Source organism: Nocardia sp. NPDC049149 (assembly GCF_043197455.1).
Lineage (GTDB): Bacteria > Actinomycetota > Actinomycetes > Mycobacteriales > Mycobacteriaceae > Nocardia.
Genome location: NZ_JBICTD010000007.1, coordinates 355,985 through 376,608, shown reverse-complemented (window position 1 = coordinate 376,608; position 20,624 = coordinate 355,985). Strand labels below are relative to the sequence as shown.

Annotated in this window: 17 protein-coding genes; 9 read left to right on the top strand and 8 right to left on the bottom strand. The window is 69.3% G+C overall.

Annotation, left to right across the window (positions count from 1 at the left end; translation table 11 throughout):
- Positions 1-58: 58 nt before the first annotated feature.
- Positions 59-904, bottom strand: a complete 846-nt coding sequence (locus ACGFNJ_RS29360) for an SDR family NAD(P)-dependent oxidoreductase (RefSeq protein ID WP_393455083.1) — start codon at positions 902-904, stop codon at positions 59-61.
- Positions 905-1,015: 111 nt separating this feature from the next.
- Between ACGFNJ_RS29360 and ACGFNJ_RS29355 the strand changes: the two genes are divergently transcribed.
- Complete coding sequence (locus ACGFNJ_RS29355; RefSeq protein WP_393455081.1) at positions 1,016-1,636, top strand: TetR/AcrR family transcriptional regulator; 621 nt, start codon at positions 1,016-1,018, stop codon at positions 1,634-1,636.
- Here ACGFNJ_RS29355 and ACGFNJ_RS29350 read toward each other — a convergent pair.
- The 3 genes from ACGFNJ_RS29350 to ACGFNJ_RS29340 are packed head-to-tail and all read right to left on the bottom strand — an operon-like array spanning position 1,609 to position 4,350.
- On the bottom strand, positions 1,609-2,046 hold the full coding sequence (locus ACGFNJ_RS29350; protein ID WP_393455078.1) for an SRPBCC family protein: 438 nt from the start codon (positions 2,044-2,046) through the stop codon (positions 1,609-1,611). The genes ACGFNJ_RS29355 and ACGFNJ_RS29350 overlap by 28 nt on opposite strands.
- Positions 2,047-2,080: 34 nt before the next feature.
- Positions 2,081-3,556, bottom strand: coding sequence for an alpha/beta-hydrolase family protein (locus ACGFNJ_RS29345; protein WP_393455075.1), 1,476 nt, complete (start codon positions 3,554-3,556; stop codon positions 2,081-2,083).
- A complete protein-coding gene (locus tag ACGFNJ_RS29340; protein WP_393455072.1) occupies positions 3,553-4,350 on the bottom strand; it encodes a hypothetical protein in 798 nt (265 codons plus the stop codon). The genes ACGFNJ_RS29345 and ACGFNJ_RS29340 overlap by 4 nt, the downstream gene beginning before the upstream one ends.
- Positions 4,351-4,517: 167 nt before the next feature.
- Here ACGFNJ_RS29340 and ACGFNJ_RS29335 point away from each other — a divergent pair, with 167 nt between their 5' ends.
- Positions 4,518-5,702 carry a sensor histidine kinase gene (locus ACGFNJ_RS29335; RefSeq protein ID WP_393455069.1) on the top strand — a complete coding sequence of 395 codons (1,185 nt, stop codon included), beginning with the start codon at positions 4,518-4,520 and terminating at the stop codon, positions 5,700-5,702.
- A gap of 110 nt (positions 5,703-5,812) precedes the next feature.
- Complete coding sequence (locus ACGFNJ_RS29330; protein ID WP_069163217.1) at positions 5,813-6,478, top strand: response regulator transcription factor; 666 nt, start codon at positions 5,813-5,815, stop codon at positions 6,476-6,478.
- A gap of 12 nt (positions 6,479-6,490) precedes the next feature.
- Here ACGFNJ_RS29330 and ACGFNJ_RS29325 read toward each other — a convergent pair whose 3' ends face one another.
- A complete protein-coding gene (locus tag ACGFNJ_RS29325) occupies positions 6,491-7,423 on the bottom strand; it encodes a hypothetical protein (RefSeq protein ID WP_393455066.1) in 933 nt (310 codons plus the stop codon).
- Between the two features lie 417 nt (positions 7,424-7,840).
- On the opposite strand from ACGFNJ_RS29325, the gene ACGFNJ_RS29320 reads away from it, so the two are divergent.
- Positions 7,841-9,736, top strand: a complete 1,896-nt coding sequence (locus ACGFNJ_RS29320) for a protein kinase (protein ID WP_393455063.1) — start codon at positions 7,841-7,843, stop codon at positions 9,734-9,736.
- Between the two features lie 10 nt (positions 9,737-9,746).
- On the opposite strand, the gene ACGFNJ_RS29315 is transcribed toward ACGFNJ_RS29320, so the two are convergent.
- Genes ACGFNJ_RS29315 through ACGFNJ_RS29305 form a run of 3 tightly spaced genes read right to left on the bottom strand, consistent with a single transcriptional unit; the run spans position 9,747 to position 13,318 of the window.
- Positions 9,747-12,239, bottom strand: coding sequence for an FtsX-like permease family protein (locus ACGFNJ_RS29315; protein WP_393455060.1), 2,493 nt, complete (start codon positions 12,237-12,239; stop codon positions 9,747-9,749).
- Entirely contained in the window at positions 12,236-12,943 is a 708-nt protein-coding gene (locus ACGFNJ_RS29310; RefSeq protein WP_393455395.1) for an ABC transporter ATP-binding protein, read from the bottom strand. Before ACGFNJ_RS29310 ends, ACGFNJ_RS29315 begins: the two co-directional genes overlap by 4 nt.
- Positions 12,944-12,997: 54 nt before the next feature.
- Entirely contained in the window at positions 12,998-13,318 is a 321-nt protein-coding gene (locus ACGFNJ_RS29305) for a hypothetical protein (RefSeq protein ID WP_393455057.1), read from the bottom strand.
- A 157-nt stretch (positions 13,319-13,475) separates the two neighbouring features.
- On the opposite strand from ACGFNJ_RS29305, the gene ACGFNJ_RS29300 reads away from it, so the two are divergent.
- The 5 genes from ACGFNJ_RS29300 to ACGFNJ_RS29280 all read left to right on the top strand — a co-directional run bounded on the left by ACGFNJ_RS29300 (position 13,476) and on the right by ACGFNJ_RS29280 (position 20,595).
- Complete coding sequence (locus tag ACGFNJ_RS29300; RefSeq protein ID WP_393455054.1) at positions 13,476-14,816, top strand: sensor histidine kinase; 1,341 nt, start codon at positions 13,476-13,478, stop codon at positions 14,814-14,816.
- A gap of 103 nt (positions 14,817-14,919) precedes the next feature.
- Entirely contained in the window at positions 14,920-15,615 is a 696-nt protein-coding gene (locus tag ACGFNJ_RS29295; RefSeq protein WP_174567697.1) for a response regulator transcription factor, read from the top strand.
- Between the two features lie 44 nt (positions 15,616-15,659).
- Complete coding sequence (locus tag ACGFNJ_RS29290; protein WP_393455050.1) at positions 15,660-17,936, top strand: protein kinase; 2,277 nt, start codon at positions 15,660-15,662, stop codon at positions 17,934-17,936.
- 61 nt (positions 17,937-17,997) lie between these two features.
- Positions 17,998-18,816, top strand: a complete 819-nt coding sequence (locus ACGFNJ_RS29285; RefSeq protein WP_393455047.1) for a hypothetical protein — start codon at positions 17,998-18,000, stop codon at positions 18,814-18,816.
- Between the two features lie 117 nt (positions 18,817-18,933).
- Positions 18,934-20,595, top strand: coding sequence for a protein kinase (locus tag ACGFNJ_RS29280; RefSeq protein ID WP_393455044.1), 1,662 nt, complete (start codon positions 18,934-18,936; stop codon positions 20,593-20,595).
- Positions 20,596-20,624: the final 29 nt, after the last annotated feature.

Below are 20,624 nucleotides of genomic sequence, written 5' to 3'. Positions count from 1 at the left end.
CCTCGAACGGGAGGCTGTGCGAAGTCGTTTTCGGGCTACGAGCCCGGCATCCCAATGATTAGACCGGCCAAACGAATTCGGGGTCGGTTTGGTAGTCCTGGCGTCGCTGATCCAGCGCCATCGACACCATCTGATGCGCTCCGGGTCCGATGACCTTGCGCACCGGCGGATTCGGCATGTTCACCAAGGCGATGAGTTCCGCCGCACCCACTTCCGGTGCTGCTTCCTGCCATTCGGATTCGTAGTCGGTCGCGGGCGGGGGAGCGCTCGGGTCCGGGTAGTCCGGCATGCCGAGGATCCCGGTGCGCAGCTCTGCATACGCGGGCAGCCCGGCGCCGAACTTCATGCTCGACTTCGCCCAATCGGTGTCGAAGCCACCCAGCTGCGCGAGCGTGACCGCAATGCCGAAGGGCCGCAACTCATCCGCGAGCGACGCGCTGAATCCCTCCAGCGCCCATTTGCTCGCGTTGTACATGCCGAACAGCGGCAGGCTGCCGACCGCGCCGACGGTCGAGATCTGCACGATGTGGCCGGCGCCCTGCGCCCGCAGGTGCGGCGTCGCCGCCTGGGAAACCCACAGGGCGCCATAGAAATTGGTGTCCATCTGGTCCCGGATCTGCGCCTCGGTGAGTTCTTCCAGTGCGCCGACCAATCCGTAGCCCGCGTTGTTCACGATCACGTCGATCGTGCCCGCCAGCGCGAATGCCTTGTCCACGATGGCGACGACTGCGCCCCGATCGCGAACGTCCAACGGCAGCACGGTGAGTCGATCATCGGCGAGGTCGGTCATGGTCTTCGGCTCGCGGGCGGTCGCGACGACGCGGTCACCCTCGGCGAGTGCGGCCAGGGTGAAGGCCCGGCCGAGTCCGCGGTTGGCGCCGGTGATGAACCAGGTTCTGGTCATGGGGTGCTCCTTTCGTCGCGAGACGCTCCGTCTCGTTGGGAAGAACGATGTCAACCTGACGCAGCTCTGTCAAGACGAGACGGTTCGTCTCGTTGGTGTTACGATCGCCACATGTCCGAGAGTCCTGCCGCCCGTCGCACGGCACCCAGCGCGGTGCGGCGCAGCGAACGCGCCCGCGCCGCGATCCTGGCCGCCGCCGCCGAGCTCATTCGCGAGCTGCCCTACGGGAAGCTCGGCGTCGAGGCCATCGCCGCCCGCGCCGGTGTCGGCAAGCAGACCATCTACCGCTGGTGGCCGTCCAAGGGTGCTGTCGTGTTCGACGCGATGCTCGAAATGGATTCCGGCCCCGACGGTCTCGTGCTCCCCGACACCGGCGATATCGCGGCCGACCTCCGCGGGCTGCTGCGCGGTTCGGTCGCCGCCCTCACCGACCCTGCCTTCGAACCGTTCCTGCGCGCGATGTACATCGAGATCCAGCAGGACCCCGAGCTCAACGCTGCCTACCGCGAGCGCCTACTGCTGCCGCAGCGCGTGGCCGTCGCCGAGCGTCTGGCCGCCGGGGTGCGCGCAGGCGAACTCCGTGGCGACCTCGACGTCGAACTCGCGATAGATCTCCTGCTCGGCCCGATCCAGTTCCGCTGGTCACTCGGACTCGGCGGCCTCACCGAGGAGTACGCCGACGCCGCCTTGGCTGCCGCGCTGGCCTACTTTCGCGACTCCGCCTGTCGCTGAACGCCTTCGGTCATCCCGGCAAAGCCCTTCTGCATGGCCTTGCCGAGCAGCGCAACCACCACCGGATGCAGCCAGCCCGCGAGTTCGAAGTGGGAGGCGTACCGGGTGCGCTCGCCGTCGAGCGGCGTCAGCGTGTGCGACCGCAGGCTGTGCAGCGTGCCGAGCGGGACCGCCTTCATCGCGTAGCTGAGCTCGCGCCCCTCGATGTTCGAGACCATCCATTCGCGCTGGCGGCGCGGCTTCGGCCCGAGGTGGACGACCATGTCGATCGGCTCGCCTGGCACCAGCGTGCTCCGGCATTCGCTGACGAAGGGATTCCACTCGCCGTACCGGGGCAGGTCGGTGATCACCTGCCACACCACGTCGGTGGGCGCGTCGATGTCCACGGTCAGGTCGATGACAAAGGCCATGCGCAATTAGAACACGTTGCATAATTGCGCCGCGTCAGCACGTCCCCATCGCGGTGCCCTGGTCAGTGCCGTAGCGGTGGCCGTGGCCAGCAGGCGCATTGAGCGCGCCGAGCAGGTCGGCGGTGGTCTGCAGGAAGCTGACCACCGGGAGCCATTGCGGCCGTGGCGCATCCGTGCGGACGCCGGTCAGATCGGGGGCGTGCCACAGCAGCGCGGGCGACCAGTGCACGACCGGGTCGGAGCTGTTCGCCAGCACGGTCGCCCCGGCCCGGTGCACCTGTCCGGCGGGCGGTCCGGCCCACAGCGCGGCACAGGTGCGGCGGTCCTGGTCCGCGTCGTCGGCGAAGACCGAGCTGCCGCCGAGCGCACCGAGACTCTGGCCGTACAGATAGAGCTTCGGCTTGTGGGGGAGTGTGCGAATCCGCTCCTCGACAGCGGTGAACAGCGCCTGCGCGGCGGCCACCGCCTGATCCCGGCCGAAGACGAAGGTGACCCAGCTCGGCGCGTACGAATACTGCAGTCCGACAAGGGCGACGTCGCCGTCGAAGCGCTGGTCGAAGCCGCGCACGGCGTTGCCGTCGATCCACCCCGACCCGGTGGGCACCATCAGCACGAGGTTGGACCGGTCGAACGCGCCGGTGCGCTCCATTTCCCGAAGCGCAAGCGCGACACGGGTTTGCAGGTTCGGCGACGATTCGACGCCGACGTAGATCCGGATCGGTCCCGCCGGGTCGCCGCTGACGAACTTGCGTCCCTCGGCGCCGAGCGACGACCAACTCGCCGCCGACATCGCGCTGCCCGACCTGGTCGCCGAGACCGGTTGGACCAGTGCGGGATCCAGCTCCGCATTGGCAACGGCATACGCGGTCCGCCGCCAGTCGACCATCGCAGGCACGCCCGCCAGCGCCAAGAACGCCGCCGTGACCACGGCCAGCGACACCCCGCGCACCCACCCCAGCGCGCGCAACGCCCAACCGCCGAACTTGGTGACGCACACCAGCACCGCGACGATCAGCACCGCTTCGAGCACCCACCGCACCCAGTACCCGGGGCCGATCGCGGGCCGATCCATCGCCGCGCGCAACGCGTTCTGCCAATGCGTGTCGTGCGCGACCGCACCGACCACCAGCGCCGACACCACGACCAGCACCGGCCGCCGACCACGCGCCCACCGGCGATCGACATCGAAGTCCCAGTGCCGCACCACGAATCGAACGAGCCCAGCGACCCCGAGCGTGACCGCGACGAGCAACCCGGTCAGGATCGCCTGCGTCCCAGGCGTCCTCGGCAGCAGCCCCGGCGCCAACGAGGCCAGCGTGCCCGCCCCGATCGCCAGCGACGTCCCGATCCGCGGTCGCGACAGCCGCGCCATCGTCGCGACAGCCGTCCACCGTAGCCGCCCTGCGGGCGAAACCACCACGGCCTGAGGCGTTTCGGTGGCTGTTTCGCGCAGCGGGAAGGCGAGCACCTTGCCCGCGGTATCCGCCGGTCTCGACAGTGTGCTCGTCATCGCTGAACCCCCAGTGCGGCAGTGATATCGGTCATCGGGGCCGACGCGGCGTTCGGCCGCTCCGCCCGCCTCGTGTTCCGCATCGTGAGTGCGACGCCGAGCCCGGCCACGCCCGCGCCGAGCACCCCGAGCAGCTGCCAGCCGGTGGCCGAATCGGCGTCACCGAGGAGCGACTCGGCGACCGGCGCACCGTAGTCCTGGCGCAGCGAGTTGAGGTCGACGAAGGTCGCCGCGATCCCGGCCATGGTGTTGCACCGGGACCGCGAGAACGGGTCGGTCCTGCCATCGCAGGCCTCGTGCATGTGCCGTTCGAGGGTCGTGTCCAGCGCCTGGCGCGCCCACGGTCCGAGCGGCTCGCCGCGCTGCTCGGCGTAGCGCAGCAGGTCATAGCCCAGGTCGTGCGCTTTGCACGCGGTATCGAACTCGGCGGGCAGCGTGACAGGGGACGAGCAGTCGCCGTCCGGATTCGCCACGAGCCCGCCGATCGTGCTCGGCCGGTAGCCGAACCGGGTGCTGAAGTCGTCCGGGATGGCGGCGAGCGAACCGGGACCACCGGAGGTCAGCTCGGCGACCGCGACCCGCGCCGAGGCACTCTCGACCGGCTCGCTGATCGCCGCCGCGGCATGCGGCGCCGGGGCGAGGAAGGCGGTGGCGGCCAGCGTGGTCAGTGCCGCAGCAACCAGTGCCGCGCCGCGCCGCGGCGTCGAAGTGGTAGTGGCGGAAGGGAATCGGGCGGCGCCTGCGGCCTGCGCGGACCGCGTCGGCGCGGGTCCTGCGGTGGTCGGTGTGCTCATGATCTAGACGCTAGGAAGACGGCCCGCTCGAGGACCTCACGCCGGAGACCGGTTTCCGCGCCCGTGCCCGTGGGGGAGCAGGGTAGAGGTCTCGCACCGAGGTACGGGGTGCGAAATCACCCGAGGGTATGACGTGGCCGTGAGCTGAGGTTTCTAGGGTCGTAACTATGAAGCAGCAGAGCCGTGCCCGGATGAAGCAGTTGACGGCGCGAATGTGGTTCGACGTGTTGACCGTGCTCGTCGCCCTCATCTTCTTCGCGGTCGCGTGGCCGACGCTGCATCTCACCCACGCGGTGCCGGGGGCGGTGCAGCCGTTCATCGCGGCACTCGCCGCATTGCCGGTGCTGCTGATCCGGGTCAACCCCGCGCTCGGCTGGGCCATCTCGGCGGGCTCCGGCATGCTCATCTCGCTGGCGATTCAGCATCAGCCCAACAACGATCTGCCGATCCAGGTCGTGCACATCCTGAGCCTGTTCGTGCTGCTGTTCGCGGTGGCGGTGCGGGCGACCGTGCCGATCATCGGCGTGGCTTGGATCGCGACCTCGCTGTTGCTCGGCACGACGATGTCGAGCAGCAGCACGGTGTGGGCGTGGCCGATCGCGCTCGGCGCGGTGGTGCTGTTCGGCCTACTCGTACGCTGGTTGGTGCTCTCGCGCCAGCAGTTGGTGAAGCAGGAAGAGGAGAACGAGGTCGAGCGGGCCCGCAGGGCGATCCTGGAGGAGAAGGCCCGCATCGCCCGCGACCTGCACGATGTGGTGGCGCACCACATGTCGCTGGTGGTGGTGCAGGCGCAGACCGCGCCCTATCGGGTCGAGGGCGTAACCCCCGCGGCCCGTGCCGAATTCGAGTCGATCGGCGCTACCGCCCGCGAGGCGTTGAACGAGATCCGCGGCATGCTCGGCGTGCTGCGCAGCGACGGCCAAACCCCTGACACCGCACCGCAACCCAAGGCCGCCGACGTGCCAGGCCTGTTCGAGGCCGCGCTGCGGGCCGGCGTGCGCATCGCGTGGACGATCGACGGCGCGCCCGAAACCGTCCCCGACGCGCCGGGGCTCGCGCTCTACCGGATCGCGCAGGAGTCGCTGTCCAATGCCTCGCGGCACGCACCGGAGGCGCCCATCCAGGTGCACCTGCGGGTCGGGCCGGAGCTCGAGCTCATCGTGCGCAACGGCCCGACGACGACCGTCGCCCGTCCGGTCGGCAACGGCGGCCACGGCATCGCGGGCATGCAGGCCCGCGCCCTCGCGGTCGGCGGCGAGCTCACCGCGGGCCCGAGCGCCGACGGCGGCTTCGCGGTGCACGCCAAGCTGCCGCTGAGCCAGGGCGCCACGCTGAACACCGCTGTGCTGTGACCAGTCACCCGTCGTCCGTGTGCACCCGGCCCGTGGATCCGCGCCCGCTCGGTCGAGCCGATAACTGAGCCGTCTCGCCGGTGCGGGTCAGGTCCGCCTAAGGTAAGGCGGTGGCAATAACCGTGTTGATCGCCGACGACCAGGCGATGGTGCGCCAGGGTTTCGGTGCCCTGCTCGCCGCCCAGCCCGACATCAGCGTGGTGGGGGATGCGCCGGATGGCAAGATCGCGGTGGCCGAGGCCAAGCGGCTGCGCCCGGATGTGGTCCTGATGGACGTGCGCATGCCGGAGATGAACGGGCTCGACGCGGCGCGCGCCATCCTGGCCGCCGGATTCGACCCGCCGGTGCGGGTGCTGATGCTCACCACCTTCGACATCGACGACTACGTCTACGAGGCGCTGAGTCTCGGCGCGAGCGGGTTCCTGCTCAAGGACGCGCCCGCCGAGGAACTCGTGCGCGCGGTCCGGGTGGTCGCCGACGGCCAGGCCCTGCTCGCGCCGACGGTCACCCGGCGGCTCATCGCCGATGTCACCAAGCGCCGCTCCGCCGCCCGCGCCAAGCCGACACCCGCGCTGGCCTCGCTCACCCCGCGCGAGCGGGAGGTGCTGGAGCTGATCGCGAAGGGCATGTCCAACACCGAGATCGCCGAGTCACTGTTCGTCGCCGAGCAGACCGTGAAAACCCATGTGTCCAAGGTGTTTTCGAAGCTGAACCTGCGCGACCGCGCGCAGGCGGTGGTGCTTGCCTACGAGTCGGGTCTGGTCACGCCAGGCTGACGTGCGCGCCGGTCAGTCCGGGCAGCTGCCGCCGCGCAGTTCGGGCAGGTGCCTGCCGAGCAGCACGGCGATCCGGTCCATGATGATGGTCGAGTCCTCGTAGGTCCCCGAATCCGCCTGTGCGGCAAGGGCGACGGCGACCAAGCCGGAGGTGGTCGGCACGATGCCGAACTGGCGGACCGTGTAGGCGCCGGTGTCGTCGTCGGGACCCCAGCCGCCCTTGAACGCCGCGCCTGCCAAAGTGCCGAGCCCCCAGGCTTGATCGGGGGTGATCTCCGACATCAGCGCGGGCACCTGGAAAGTGTGTGGCAGGCACGGCAACCGGGACGCGAAGCGCACCTGATTGGCCAGCGTCCATTCGGTCTGCCCGAAGGCGGTGTAGTCCAACCTGGTTCGTGGTCCGGCCACGCCGGTGGTGGAGTCGCCCGCCTCGTCCAGCACGTCCTGGACCGCCTTCGCGGCCTCCAGCCCGTCGCCGAGCGACTGCCAGAGCGCTTCGGCGGCATCGTTGTCGGACACGGTGATCGCGGCCTCGGCCTCCTCGGCGATGCGTTCGTCCTGATCGTGCCGCAGCGCGGCGATCGCGAGCGGCACCTTGATGGTCGACCAGGCGATGCCGCTGGTCCAATCGCCGAAAATGGTCATCCGGCCGCCGCCGACCGGCATGATCGCCATGCCGACCTGGCCGTTCAGATTCGGTTGCAGCTGAGTGAAATCCGCGGCGAGCGAATCCGGGATCGAGACGGAAAGGCCCGGCCGGAAAGATCCAGCGGTGTCGACGATGACGGCGGGCCGGTCGTCGGTGTTCCTGTTGCCGGGAAGCAGTGCGCACGAGGCCGATACGAGCAACGCGAGCAGCGCGGTGCCGCGCAACGCCGAGCGGCGCGCGAACCGTGTTCCCGTGGACATCACCACCGCGTCCTCCCCACCACCAGTGCGTGTCATCGCTGTGCCTCGGCGGTGCAAAATTAGCTCATCGGATCCACCCGATCGGTAACCGGGCGTAACACCATCATGACGGCATCGTAGAGCCGTTGACCCGACGATGATGCCTCCCGCATAGTTTCGCCGATATTCCCGAAGAATTCGAAACCGCGTGGCCAGGAGGCCATACCACTCTGTATGCCCGGCTGTGTGGCCGTGCGATCGAGTCGAACGGTCATGGTTTCATGGTGCCGCCCCCGCGCAAATTCTTCGGCTCGGCGTGCTTCGACGGGCCGATTCTGGCAGTGTTTGGTCAGCATGCCACTCACAGTGGGGAGCCAGCCGGACCCCGCTTCCTGCGGTGTTCGCTATGCTCCAAGCTCTGTATGACGCGCTCGGACGTGACCTCCGGACGCCGCGGCGTTACCTGAAGGGGGCGTGTTGCTGACCAGCGGTGAGGTGTTCGCCGGGTTCACCATCGAAAAGCTGCTCGGGCAGGGCGGCATGGGATCGGTGTACCTGGCCCGACATCCAAGGCTGCCTCGGCAAACCGCGCTGAAGCTGCTCAATCGTGAGCTGTTCACCGACAAAGAGGTTCGGGCGCGGTTCGAGCGCGAGGCCGATCTCGCCGCGCAACTCGATCACCCGAACATCGTCGCGGTGTACGACCGTGGCACCGAGGACGACCAGCTGTGGATCTCCATGCAGTACGTCGACGGCGTCGACGCGGCAACGGTGAACCCGCACAATCTGCCGCCGGAACGGGCGGTGCAGATCATCGAGGGCGTCGCCGAGGCACTGGATTACGCGCACGGCATGGGCGTGCTGCACCGGGACGTGAAGCCCGCCAACATCATGCTGGCCCGCGGCGGCCACCGCGAGCGGGTCTTTCTCACCGACTTCGGCATCGCCAGGCTGCGCGAGGATTCCACGCATCTGACCCAGACCGGGATGTTCACCGCCACCCTCGCCTACGCCTCGCCGGAGCAGATGACCGGCGCGCACCTCGACCATCGCTCCGATCAGTATTCGCTGGCGTGCGCGTTATATTGGCTGCTGACCGGGGTCGCCCCGTTCGACGCGCCTGCCCCTGCCGAGATCATCCGCGGCCATCTGCAGCTGGCGCCGCCGTCGGCGGCCGCGCTGCGGCAAGGTCTGCCCGCGGCGATGGACGCGGTCATCGCGGTGGCCATGGCGAAACGACCCGAGCACCGGTTCCCGTCCTGCGCCGAATTCGCCGCTGCCGCACGGCAAGCGCTCACCGCCCCGACGCACGCGATGCCCCAGTACACGCCGCAGCCCGCCCCGACGATGCAGGCGCAGCAGGGGTCGGGCGGGTACTCCGGATCGCCGCTCGCGTACGGGGCGCCGCTCGCCACTTCGGGTCCGACCAACGCGGTGGGGCCGAGTACCGGTGCGCCGCAGTACGGGCCGAGCCCGAGCGGGTTGCAGTACGGGCCGAGTTTCGGTGCCGGGCAGCAGTTCCCGCCGACCGGATATAACGCGCCGGTCGACGCGGGTGGCGGTCAGCCGTTCGCCTCGGTCGGCCAGAGCGGTGCCACCTACCCACCGAACTCCGGTGCTGGACAAGCGTTCTCGCCGTCCGGTCCGCCATCGATGGGGTACGCGCCGAATCCAGGCCCCGGCTATCAGATGCCGCCAGGTCCGCCGCGTCGCTCGAATACCGCGCTCATCGTGGTGCTCGCACTGGTCGCGGTGATCGCGCTCGTCGTCACCGGGGTCGTGTTCGCGTTCGCAGGCGGCTCGGATTCGTCGTCGTCACCATCGAGCACCGGAAAGTCCACCGCGGCAGGCACACCCACCGATCCGAACACCCTCGCCAAGTCGTTCCCCAAGCTCTTACCGCAGGGTGTCGACACCAAATACGGCATCGGTAGCGGGCCCGGCTACGAGGGCAAGACCTGCTTCCTCGACACCGCCAAGACCGGCGGCAAGCCCTCCAGCGACGACGACGCGCCCGCCTTCCCCAAGTGGGAGACGGCCTGGAACTGCTGGGGCGTGCCGATCGACCAGCCCGACTACCTCGCGGTCGCCTTCAAGACGCCGGAGGACGCCAAGGCGGCGCTGCTCGACCTGCCGTCGAACACCAAGGCGACCGAGAGCAACGGCGGCAAGTCCTACACCACCTACCGCTGGAAGAAGGACGGCAGCGGCCTGCCGGACGGTTTCGTCGTGGTGAGCTTCGAGTCCGACCCGGCGCGGGCGAATTACCTGCTCTACGCCAGCGTCACGCTCACCGACAGCATGCCCGAATCCGGATTCGGCCTGACCACGGCCAAATTCAAGGCCTGGTTCACCGGCTTACCCTTGTAGCCACCACGATTCAGTCGACGGCCAGCGCCTCCACGATCGGCAGTCGGGCCGCGCGCAGTGCGGGCGGGATCGAGCCGAGGAGCGCGAGCCCGAGCGCCGCGGTGCCGTACACCAGCAGCATCGGGCTCGGCCGGTAGAGGATGTCGATGGTGAGCGCGTGCGCGATGGCGGCGGTCGCCAGGTACTGCACCCCGACGCCGACCACGAGACCCAGTGCGGCGCCGACCAATCCGATGCCTGCCGCCTCGGCGAGCACCGAGCGCATCAGGAACTTGCGGTTGGTGCCCATGGCTCGCAGCACGCCGAGTTCTCTGCGCCGTTCGAGCACCGACAGCATCAACGTGTTCAACAGCGCCACCGTGGCCACCAGCACCACGATCCAGAGGATGGAGTTGCTCATCGCGGAACCCTGCCGAATGCTGGACGCGGCCTCGACCACGGTGTTCGGCCCGGTGTCCACGTACAGCTCCGCAGGCACCACCTGCCGGATCGCCGCCAGCACGGCCGTGCGATCCGCGCCAGGCGCGAAGTTGGCGGTGAGGACCGTCTCGCCGGGCCTTTCGTACCACTGCCGCAACAGGTCGAGGTCCATCATGACCACGCCTGCGATCGCCGAGAAGTACGGAATCACCTGCACCACAGTCACCGGGTGTGTGCCGGTCGGGGTCGGCAGGATCAGCGTGGCACCCACGTCGACGCCGAGCGACCGCGCCACGTCCCGGGAGATCGCCACGCCCTGACCGGCGGACAACCGCGCGACGGCGGCATCGGTGAGCATGCCCATCCTGGTCTCGCGTGCGTTGGGCGGGAAGCCCTGCAACATCACCCGTCCGCCGCCGAGGGTGGCGAAGGCCATCTGCGCCTCGCTCGTCGACCCGACGCCGGGGATCGCGGCGACCTTCTCGGTGAGTCCGGCGGGCAGCAGCGGGCCGGTCGGGAACTCCGCCAGCGAGGCCGGGGTGATGTAGACGTCGTTCTTGGCAAGGTCTTTGAACGTCGTGGTGGCGGAGTCGACCATGTTGGTCGAGGCGCCGCTCATGGAGACCGTGGCGGCCACGCCGATCATCACCGTCATCGCCGTCGCCCACACGCGGCGCGGCGCGCGCTCGAGGGTGGTCGCGCCGAGCGCGCCCGGCGCACCGAAGACGCGGGCGATCGCCGCCGTGCACCGGACGATGGGACCGATTGCCGCGTAGCAGAGCACGACTGACGCGAGGATCGCCAACGAGATGCCGCCCAACGAATACCGGCCGAGATCGAGCTCGGCGGCCACGATCGCCACTACGCCGAGACCGAGGCCGAGTACTACTGCGCCCCAGCGCATCAGCGGGCTGGTCCGGTCCGTGCGGCCGACGCCGACCGGGGCCAGCGCCTCGATGGGTTCCACCCGATACACCTGGCGCGCGGCCAGTCCGGCCGCGAAGACGCTGGCGAACACACAGGCCGCGACGGCGAACGGAATCGCGTACCAGGGCACCAGGTATTCGGTGCGTGCCTCGACCGACGACATCACCGCTACGGGCAGCTGACCGATGGCGATGCGGCCCATGAAGATGCCGATCACGGCGCCGACCGCGCCGCCGCACAGGCCGAGCAGCGCGGCCTCGGCGAGCAGGTCGCGCACCATCGGCCCGCGCTTGCCGCCGATCGCCCGCAGCAACGACAGCATCGGCCTGCGCTGTGCGATCGCCATGCTCATCGCGTTGTAGATGAGGAACGCCGAAACGATCAGTGCCGCAGCCGAAGCCATCAGCGTGGAGTACCGCACCAGCTGAATCGCGCCGCCCGCCTGCGCGGTGCGCAGGCTCGGATCGGCAACCACCGCACGGCCTTCGACGACCGAGGTCAGTTCGGTGCGCAGGTCCTCGACCGAGGTGCCCTGTGCGGGCACGACCTGAATGGAGTCGAGCCGCCCGACCCGTCCGGTGACCTTCTGCGCGAGCCCGATCGGTGCGGCGATGATGTGGCCGCCGTTGAGACGCTCGGACGACTTGCCGTCGATAACGGCTGCGACGGTGACGGTTCCGGAGCCGAGGCTGAACTGCTCGCCCTCCCGGTAACCCATCGCGGCGCCGACCAGCACACCGTTGGGCACCGTGAGCAGCTTGCCGGTCTGTGCGGCCATCGGCCCGGCCAGCTCGCTGCCCAATGCCGCGATGTTGGTGTCGGCGCCGATCAGCAGCGCCCTGCGGTCGCCGGTGCCGAGCTGGGCACGCAGCATGGGCACCGCCTTGTCGACGCCGGGTGTGGTCGCGACCCGTTGCAGCAGTTGCTGATCGAACCCGGCGTCGGTGATGCCGGTGATTTCGAGCGCGGCCCGGCCGCCGAGACTCTGGGTGAGCCGCTCCACCGATCCGGTGACCGAGCCGGAGATGCTCAGCACCGCGACGAGCAGGCCCGCCGATACCCCCATCACCACCAGGGACATCATGGTGCGCGCGCGATGCACGAGCAGATCGCCGATATTGAACAGCCGCAACCGATCCCACGCGGTGGCGATCATGCGCTGACCGAACGCTCGACGCTGTCGTTCGAGCCGATCCGCCCGTCCCGCAACGTGATCACCCGGTCGCAGTAGGCCACCGCGCCCATGTCGTGGGTCACCATCACCACGGAATTGCCCGCTCCTGCGATCTCGCCGAGCAGGGCGAGAATCGAGGCGCCGGTCTTGGAATCCAGGTTGCCGGTCGGCTCGTCGGCCAGGATCAGCGCCGGGTCCATGATCAGCGCCCGTGCCACCGCGACCCGCTGCATCTGGCCGCCGGACAACTCGGCGGGGCGGTGGTTCGCGCGGTCGCTGAGCCCGACCCGGTCGAGCAGTTCCAGCGCGCGCGGCTTGGCCTTGCGCATGCCGGTGCCGTCCAGCAACTTCGGGATCGCGACGTTCTCCCAGGCGGACAGGGTGGGCAGCAGGTTGAAGAACTGGAAGATGAAACCGACCCGCTTGCGCCGGAATTCGGATTGGCTGTCCTCGTCCAGGGCGCCGATCTCGTTGCCCTGGAAGCGGATCGAACCGCTGTTCGGCGTGTCCAGCGCGCCGAGCAGGTGCAACAACGTGCTCTTGCCCGACCCGGACGGCCCGATGATCGAGGTGAATTCGCCCTGCTCGATACGCAGGCTGATCCCGTCGAGCGCGCGCACCGTCTGCCCGCCGACCCGGTATTCCTTGGTCACTTCGGCTAATTCGAGCATCGCGTGCTTCGGCATCGGTGTCCCCCGGTCTTTTCCGTCGATCACAAGCTGTAGATCCTTCGTCGCCAGTTAGCGCGCCATGACTTCCGACACGTGGTGGCGGCGACGATACTGCGCATCGAGCACGGCGCGCAGCACCGGTTGTTCGGCGGCGAGCTCGAGGTAGGCCTCGATCGCCGACTGCCCTTGCGACAGTGCCTGATCCAGCTTGGCGTCGAGATGGATGTTCCATCGATAGCGCAGTGCAAGCAACAGCCCGTCGGCATCGCCGAACAGCCGGGTCAGGTCGGGAATGCCGTCGAACAGCCGTGGATCGGCCGGGTCGACCGCGGCGCGGGCAAGCACCATATGCACGATGTCGGTGCGGGCGTGCTGATCTTTCCAGGACATGAGCCTCGCCTTCCGTTGACGATGCGCCTCACGCTACGGACGAGACGGTCTTTCTGTCTTCGTGCCGTGGACCCGAATCTGTCTCCGCCCACGGTAGGAGACGCCGCCCGCTTCCGGAACGATGCATGGGCCGGTACCAGGCGGTTAGCCTTACCGCATGGGTGTGATCGGCGTCTCCACCCCGGCCGGCGAGCAGCGGCCGGTGGTCGGCGCGTTCCGGCGGGCCGGTGCGTCGCTCGGCCGGTCCAAGCAGCGCGTCATCGAATTCGCGCGGCAGCCGGTGACCTCGTTCCAGCGCCGCGTCGAGGAACTGCCCTTCGACTATCCGCCGTCGGTCATCATCGCGGTCGATCTGGCGCTGTTCGTCGTCGCCGTCTCGGCGGCGATCCAGCGGCACAGCTACTTTCCGACCGCGCTCCCGATCCTCGCCGTGCTGTTGACCACCGCATTCGGCCCGATGTACGCGTTCCTCGGCGTGATGCCGCGGCCGCTGACGCTCGGCCTCTTCGCGATGGCCGCGGAGGCGTTGTTCCTCGCCCAGCCTGTCTCGCCCGACCTCGCGCCCTTCGTGCTGGTTGCCGCGGCGGGTGAGGTGGCGGCCATCGCGCGCAAGCGGATCAGCGTGCCGATCACCGCCGCGATGATGATCGAACTGGTGGTGTTCGACATGAACGACCATCTGTCCCAAGGCTTGCCGACCTACCTGGTCGGTGTCGCGTTCGGGTGGATGGCCGGGGTGATGCTGCAGTACCAGCGCCGGTTCCTTTATCAAGAGCGCGGCTATCAGGAAATCCGTGCGGCCCAGGCCGCCGACGAGGAGCGCCGCCGGATCGCCCGCGAGGTGCACGACGTGATCGCACACTCGTTGAGCATCACCCTGTTGCACCTCACCGCGGCACGGCATGCGCTGCAAACCGATCGCGACGTCGAGGACGCGGTGGAATCGCTGACGGACGCCGAACAGCTCGGCCGCCAGGCGATGGCCGATATCCGGCGCACCGTCGGGCTGCTCGACGCGCGCCCGTCCAAGCTGGTCCCGGAACCGGGCGTAGAGGATATTCAGGGCCTGGTCGGTGATTTCGCGCGTGCTGGCCTGGAGGTGCGCTATCTGTGCACCGGCGATCTCCGCGCGGTCTCGCCCGCGCTCGGCCTCGCGCTGTATCGCATCGGCCAGGAGTCACTCGCCAATGTCGTCAAGCACGCGCCGGGCGGGTCCGCGTCCGTCCACGTGGACGTCGACGGCACCGAGGTGGCATTGACGGTGCACAACACCGCGCCTGCCGGTCTGCCGGTCCACCCGGGCAGCGGAATGGGCGTCTCCGGCATGCGGCAGCGCGCCGAACTGCTCGGCGGCCGGATGAACGCGGGCAGGCACGACGACGGCTGGTCGGTCCGGGCCGCCATCCCGCTGGCCCCCACCCGCGGCGGCATCTCGTGCGCGATCTTGCCCGGGCTGCTGCACGGCTTGACCGAACCTCGCAAGGCACAGGAGACGTGATGGGACACACTTGCGCGGCGCCGAGACCTGCGCGCACCCGGCGCAGACAGCTACGCACCTGGCGCGGCACGCCGACGGGTACCTGCGGGACGCGGGAGATCGGGTGACGGCGGCATCGCCGGCGGGCGCCGAGGACCCGGTGACCGTGCTGGTGGTCGACGACCAGGAGCTGGTCCGCGGCGGCCTGCGCCGGATCCTGCGGCGGCGTGACGGTTTCGTCGTCACCGAATGCGCCGACGGCGACGAGGTGCTCGCCGCGGTCGCCGAGGAACGCCCGGACGTGGTGCTGATGGACCTGCGCATGAAACGGGTCGGCGGCATCGACGCCACCCGCCTGCTGCGCGCCCGCGACGGTGCGCCGCCGGTCCTGGTGCTGACCACCTTCGACGACGACCAGCTGCTCTCCGGCGCGTTACGGGCGGGCGCGGCCGGGTTCATCCTGAAGGACTCGCCCGCCGAGGACCTCATTCGCGCGGTGCGCATGGTCGCGACGGGCGGCGCCTGGCTCGACCCGTCCGTCACCGAGCGGGTGCTGACGGCATACCGGACGGTGCGTCCGAGTCCGGTACGTCCGAATGCCCGGCTTTCCGATCTCACCGCGCGCGAGTACGAGGTGCTCGAACTGATCGGGCGCGGCCGGGTGAACGCCGAAATCGCCCGCGAACTCGGCATCTCGGAAGTGACCGTGAAAAGCCATGTCGGACACATATTCGGCAAGCTGGAGCTGCGGGATCGGGCCGCGGCGATCGTCTTTGCGTTTGACCACGGGGTGGTGACACCCGGAGAATCCACTCTTTGACGGGCAGGCGTTCGCGAGATCTAGGCGTGCACTCCTGGCCCGGGATGTGGAGGATTGACGGGGTGGAGACACCTGGGCCGCGAACCGGCACACGGTTCGGGCCGTACGAATTGCGGTCGATGCTGGGCAAGGGGGGCATGGGCGAGGTCTATGAGGCCTATGACACGGCCAAGGGCCGGATAGTCGCGCTCAAGCTGCTGCACCAGGAACTCGCGGGCGATCCCGTCTACCAGGTCCGGTTCCGGCGCGAATCGCAAGCGGCCGCTCGGATCGCCGAACCGCACATCATCCCGATTCACGACTGGGGCGTGATCGACGGTGTGCTGTTCATCGACATGCTCCGGGTGCCCGGCGTGGATCTGCGCACCCTGCTGCGCAAGGAGGGGCCGCTGAGCCCGGTCCGCGCGGTGGGCCTCATCGAGCAGATCGCGGGCGCGCTCGACGCGGCGCACGCGGGCGGTCTGGTGCATCGTGACGTCAAGCCCGCCAACATCTTGGTCACCGCCGCGGACTTTGCCTACCTCGTCGACTTCGGCCTCGCGCACACGGAGGGCGACAGCGCCGTCACGATGGTCGGCACGGCCGTCGGCTCCTACATCTACATGGCTCCGGAGCGCTTCGACGTCAGCGACGTCACCGGGCGCGCGGACATCTATTCGCTCGCCTGCGTCTTACACGAGTGCCTGACGGGTGCGTCGCCCTTCCCGACGGCCAGCATGAACGTGCTGATCCGGTCGCACTTATCCGATCCGCCGCCGCGGCCGAGCGCGCAGGATGCGGGGATTCCGGCGGGGCTCGACACGGTGATCGCGCGGGGCATGGCCAAGAACCCGGCGGACCGCTGGCCGACCGCGTCGGCGATGGCAGGGGCCGCGCGTGCCGCGTTGACGGGTGCGCCCATCCCCGGTGTGCCCGCGCCGCAGGCCGCCGAGCAGGCACCGCAGCAGACCAAGCCCGTGCCTCCGCCTCCGCCGACCGGACCGATGCTCGTGGTCCGTGCGCCCGAGCAGTCGCCGGAGTCGACGGGGGAGATCTCCGCGGTGATCCGGCTCAACGGGCCGACGGTGGTGTCCGCGACCGAAACCCAGTTCATGCCGCTGACCTCGGAGCACGAGGTGGTGCAGCCGTTCGCCCCGCCGCCGCGGTGGACGCCGGATCAGGCGTTGCCGCCGATGCGGCCGTTCCCCGACGCGCATCTGTATTCGGATCAAGAGTCGCAAGGCTATTCGGAGCAGCCGGGGACACCGGCCTATCCCGCTCCGGCGCCGTATTCGAATCAGCCTGGCGCGCAGGGATACCCGGACCCGCAGGCGTATCAGCCCGGCGCGCAGGCCTATTCGGAGCAGCCGGAAACCCCGGCCTATGCCGACCCGCAGGCCTACTCGGAACACCCCGGGGCACAGGCATACTCGAACGACCAGCCGTACGTCGACGGCCCGGCCTATTCGGACCCGCAGCAGTACGAGACGCGACGCTTCCCGGATGGACCGGCGGCGCCACCGCCCGCCGACGACTATCCGCCCGATCACTCGGCCACCCAGGTCTATTCGGCCCCCGGTGGCTACTCGCCGCCGGACGCCTCGGCGAACCCGACCGAATTCCTCGGCCCCGCCGCGTATTCCGCGCAGGGCGGTCATGCGCGCGCCGATCATCCGCGGCAGAGCAACTACGCCAGCCAGCGCGACTATCAGGATCAGGGCTACGCGCAGGAGCAGGGCTACGCGCAAGACCAGGGCTACGCGGACGACGACTACTACTACGACGACCCCGACGATCCGTACGCGCCGACCGCCGACCGGTCGAGCAAGAGCCGCTCGATCGTGCTGCCGCTGCTCGCCGCGGTGGCGATGATCGTGGTGATCGCCGTCGTCGGCGCCATCGGGTGGCAGGTGTTCAGCTCGCGCAACGTCGCGCCGACGGCGGACCGCGAGTCCGCCGCGACGCTGCCGCCTGCGAGCCCGCAGGCCGCGCCGCCGCCGCCCACCAGGTCCGCGTCGTCGACGACGCCGCCGGTCACCTCCACTCCGGGTAAGCCGAAGGCGGTCACCTTGCCCGCAGGCGCGAAGGCCTGCGGCCAAGGCGATGCGGTGCCAGGCGCCTTCACCCAGTCCGCCACCGGCTCGGCCGCGACGAGTTGTGCCTTCGCCGAGGAAGTTCGGCGCGCGTACGCTGCGGTGAGCACGGCGGGTTCGCGGGAAACGCCCCGTTCGGTGGTGGCGACCAGTCCGGTCACCGGCCGGTCCTACACGATGAATTGCGCCAGCGAAGGGCAGCTCGTCACGTGCAGTGGCGGCGATAACGCGGTGGTTTATGTTTATTGATCGAATCCGTCCGGCTCGTGTGCGAAAAGCAATGGGCTGTGCGGCGTTAGCAGTATTTCTGGTGGCCGGGTGCGGCACCGGCACGGACAAATCCGACGAGGATCAGACCAGCATCACGCAGGCCGCGTCGCACGCGGACCAAAAGGGTCTGTCCATCACCGTGCCAGGCACCTTGGCGGCGAGCGTGGTCGAGTTGCAGGCCGTTGCCCGTGGACATTTCGGCATGGCGATCATGCCGGTCGGCGGCGACCAGGCGATCACCTTCGGCGACTGGACCACCGGTCCGGCCTGGTCGACGATGAAGGTGCCGTTGACGATTGCCGCGCTGCGCCGCAATCCCGGCACCTCGACCTATGCCGCGCAGGCCGCGATCACCGCCTCCGACAATGCCGCCGCCGACACGCTCTGGCAATCGCTCGGCAGCAATCAGGAGGCCGCCCAGGCCGTGCAGGCGGTGCTGCGTGAGGGTGGCGACACCAAGACCACCGTGCCCGCCACCAGGGCGCGACCCGAGCATTCGGCCTTCGGTCAGGCGGAGTGGTCACTGGCCGAACAGGTTCGGTTCGCCTCGCGGCTGCCGTGCCTGCCGCAGTCCGGGCCCGTCGTCAGCCTGATGGAAGAGGTCCAGCCGAGCCAGCGCTGGGGGCTCGGGGTGTTCTCCGGCGCCGAGTTCAAGGGTGGCTGGGGCCCGGACGCCTCGGGTGCGTACCTGGTTCGCCAGTTCGGGTTGCTCTCGACGCCGAGCGGACAGATCGCGGTCGCCTTTGCCGCGCAGTCGGACTCCGGTGCGTTCTCCGAAGGCATGACACTGCTGGACAAGCTCGCCGGTGCTATTTCCCAGCACCTCGGCGAGCTCGCCGGCGGCAAGTGTCCGGCCTGATCAAGCACACTGGACCGGGTAACGACTACCCCTGAAATTCCCGACATATCGGATGTAGGTCACCGGGCCTACCGCTGCGGTGTGCCGGGGTCGCGCACGTGAGGTGGAGGTATCGGGGTGAACGGACCGCCGACGAGGATCGGGACTCGATTCGGTCGCTACCAGCTGCGCTCGCTGCTGGGCCGAGGCGGTATGGGCGAGGTCTACGAGGCATACGACACGGAGAAGGACCGGGTGGTCGCGGTCAAGCTGTTGCCGACCCATCTGGCCAAAGACCCGATGTTCCAGCAGCGCTTCCGCCGCGAGTCGCAGGCGGCCGCGCGGCTGGCCGAGCCGCACGTCATCCCGATTCACGACTGGGGCGAGATCGACGGCGTGCTCTACATCGACATGCGGCTGGTGCGCGGGCACGACCTGCGCTCGGTGCTGCGCGGGGCGGGGCCGCTGAGCCCGCTGCGCGCCATCAACATCATCGAGCAGATCGCCGCCGCACTGGATGCCGCGCACGCCGAGGGCCTGGTGCACCGCGACGTCAAGCCCGCCAACATCCTGGTCACCGCGTCGGACTTCGCCTACTTGGCCGACTTCGGCATCGCCAGGTCGACCAGGGACACCGAGCTGACCGGCACCGATGCCGGCGCCGTCGGCTCCTACAGCTACATCGCGCCCGAGCGGTTCGAGCACGGCCCGGTCACCGGCACCGCGGACGTCTACTCGCTCGCCTGCGTCCTCTACGAATGCCTCACCGGCATGCAACCTTTCCCGGCCAACGCGATGAGTGTGCTGATCCACTCGCATCTTTCGATGCCGCCGCCGCGCCCGAGCGCCAAGCGCGCAGGCGTGCCCGCCGCGTTGGACGAGGTGGTCGTGCGCGGCATGGCGAAGGAACCCACCGCGCGCTACGCGACCGCGGGCGGGCTCGCCTCGGCCGCGCGTTCGGCCCTCACCGGGCGCGCCGTCGTCGCGGTGACCGAGTTGCCGACCGATCAGATGATGCGGCCGAAAGCGCCGCCCACCATTGTGTTTCCGGCGCTCGGGCCGGATCGGCTCAGCCGCAATGCGCTGCCGACCGACGCGGTGCCTCGGCAATCGACGCCGGAACCGGTGCGGCGCGAGCCCGATCGGGGCGGTGTCGACGTGGCGGTGCCGGGCCAGGTCGGCGCGGGGCGCGGTGTCGCCGGTCGTCACCAGCCGGGTCCGGTACGTGAGACGACAGGTGGCGGAGCGCGCGAGGAATCGCACCGCGGTACCGTCCCGCCGCGCGGCAGCAGCCGCGTCCTGCCGCCGGGGGAGTCGAGCGGCGCCGTGGACGAGCCGGAGGACAGTCGCAAGTCCGCTCAGCGCGAGTCTGCTACTTCGGCGCCGTCAGCTCGCCCCAAACGACGGGGCAGACTGTTCCTACTGGCCAGTGCCGTCGTTCTGGTCGCGCTTGCGGCGGGTGTTGGTTGGACGATGCGGGATCAGTTGCGTGATCAATTCAGCAGCAGCGGCCCCGCACCGACGACCCTCGCGCCGGTCCCACCGAACGCCTCCGGATGCGAGACCAAATACCCGCCGTTCGGCCGCTTCCAATACTCCGCGATCGGCAATTCCGCCACCACCTGCGAGTTCGCCGAAGAGGTCCGCAAGTCCTACGGCCAAGGGCCGGACACCGACGGCACCCGCAAGGTCGAGGCCGTCAGCCCGAAAACGCTGCAGCCCTACACCATGGACTGCACCACTCGCGATGGTCTCGTCACCTGTCACGGCGGTGTGAACGCGCTGGTCTACGTCTATTGAGCCATCGCGGTTACCCAGGCTTTTCGGGG

Coding starts and splice junctions, on each gene's coding strand:
- ACGFNJ_RS29355 (WP_393455081.1), top strand. CDS start 1,016: ATGTCCGAGAGTCCTGCCGCCCGTCGCACGGCACCCAGCGCGGTGCGG.
- ACGFNJ_RS29310 (WP_393455395.1), bottom strand. CDS start 12,943: ATGCCGAAGCACGCGATGCTCGAATTAGCCGAAGTGACCAAGGAATAC.
- ACGFNJ_RS29345 (WP_393455075.1), bottom strand. CDS start 3,556: ATGACGAGCACACTGTCGAGACCGGCGGATACCGCGGGCAAGGTGCTC.
- ACGFNJ_RS29305 (WP_393455057.1), bottom strand. CDS start 13,318: ATGTCCTGGAAAGATCAGCACGCCCGCACCGACATCGTGCATATGGTG.
- ACGFNJ_RS29350 (WP_393455078.1), bottom strand. CDS start 2,046: ATGGCCTTTGTCATCGACCTGACCGTGGACATCGACGCGCCCACCGAC.
- ACGFNJ_RS29325 (WP_393455066.1), bottom strand. CDS start 7,423: ATGACACGCACTGGTGGTGGGGAGGACGCGGTGGTGATGTCCACGGGA.
- ACGFNJ_RS29290 (WP_393455050.1), top strand. CDS start 15,660: ATGTGGAGGATTGACGGGGTGGAGACACCTGGGCCGCGAACCGGCACA.
- ACGFNJ_RS29340 (WP_393455072.1), bottom strand. CDS start 4,350: ATGAGCACACCGACCACCGCAGGACCCGCGCCGACGCGGTCCGCGCAG.
- ACGFNJ_RS29335 (WP_393455069.1), top strand. CDS start 4,518: ATGAAGCAGCAGAGCCGTGCCCGGATGAAGCAGTTGACGGCGCGAATG.
- ACGFNJ_RS29300 (WP_393455054.1), top strand. CDS start 13,476: ATGGGTGTGATCGGCGTCTCCACCCCGGCCGGCGAGCAGCGGCCGGTG.
- ACGFNJ_RS29360 (WP_393455083.1), bottom strand. CDS start 904: ATGACCAGAACCTGGTTCATCACCGGCGCCAACCGCGGACTCGGCCGG.
- ACGFNJ_RS29315 (WP_393455060.1), bottom strand. CDS start 12,239: ATGATCGCCACCGCGTGGGATCGGTTGCGGCTGTTCAATATCGGCGAT.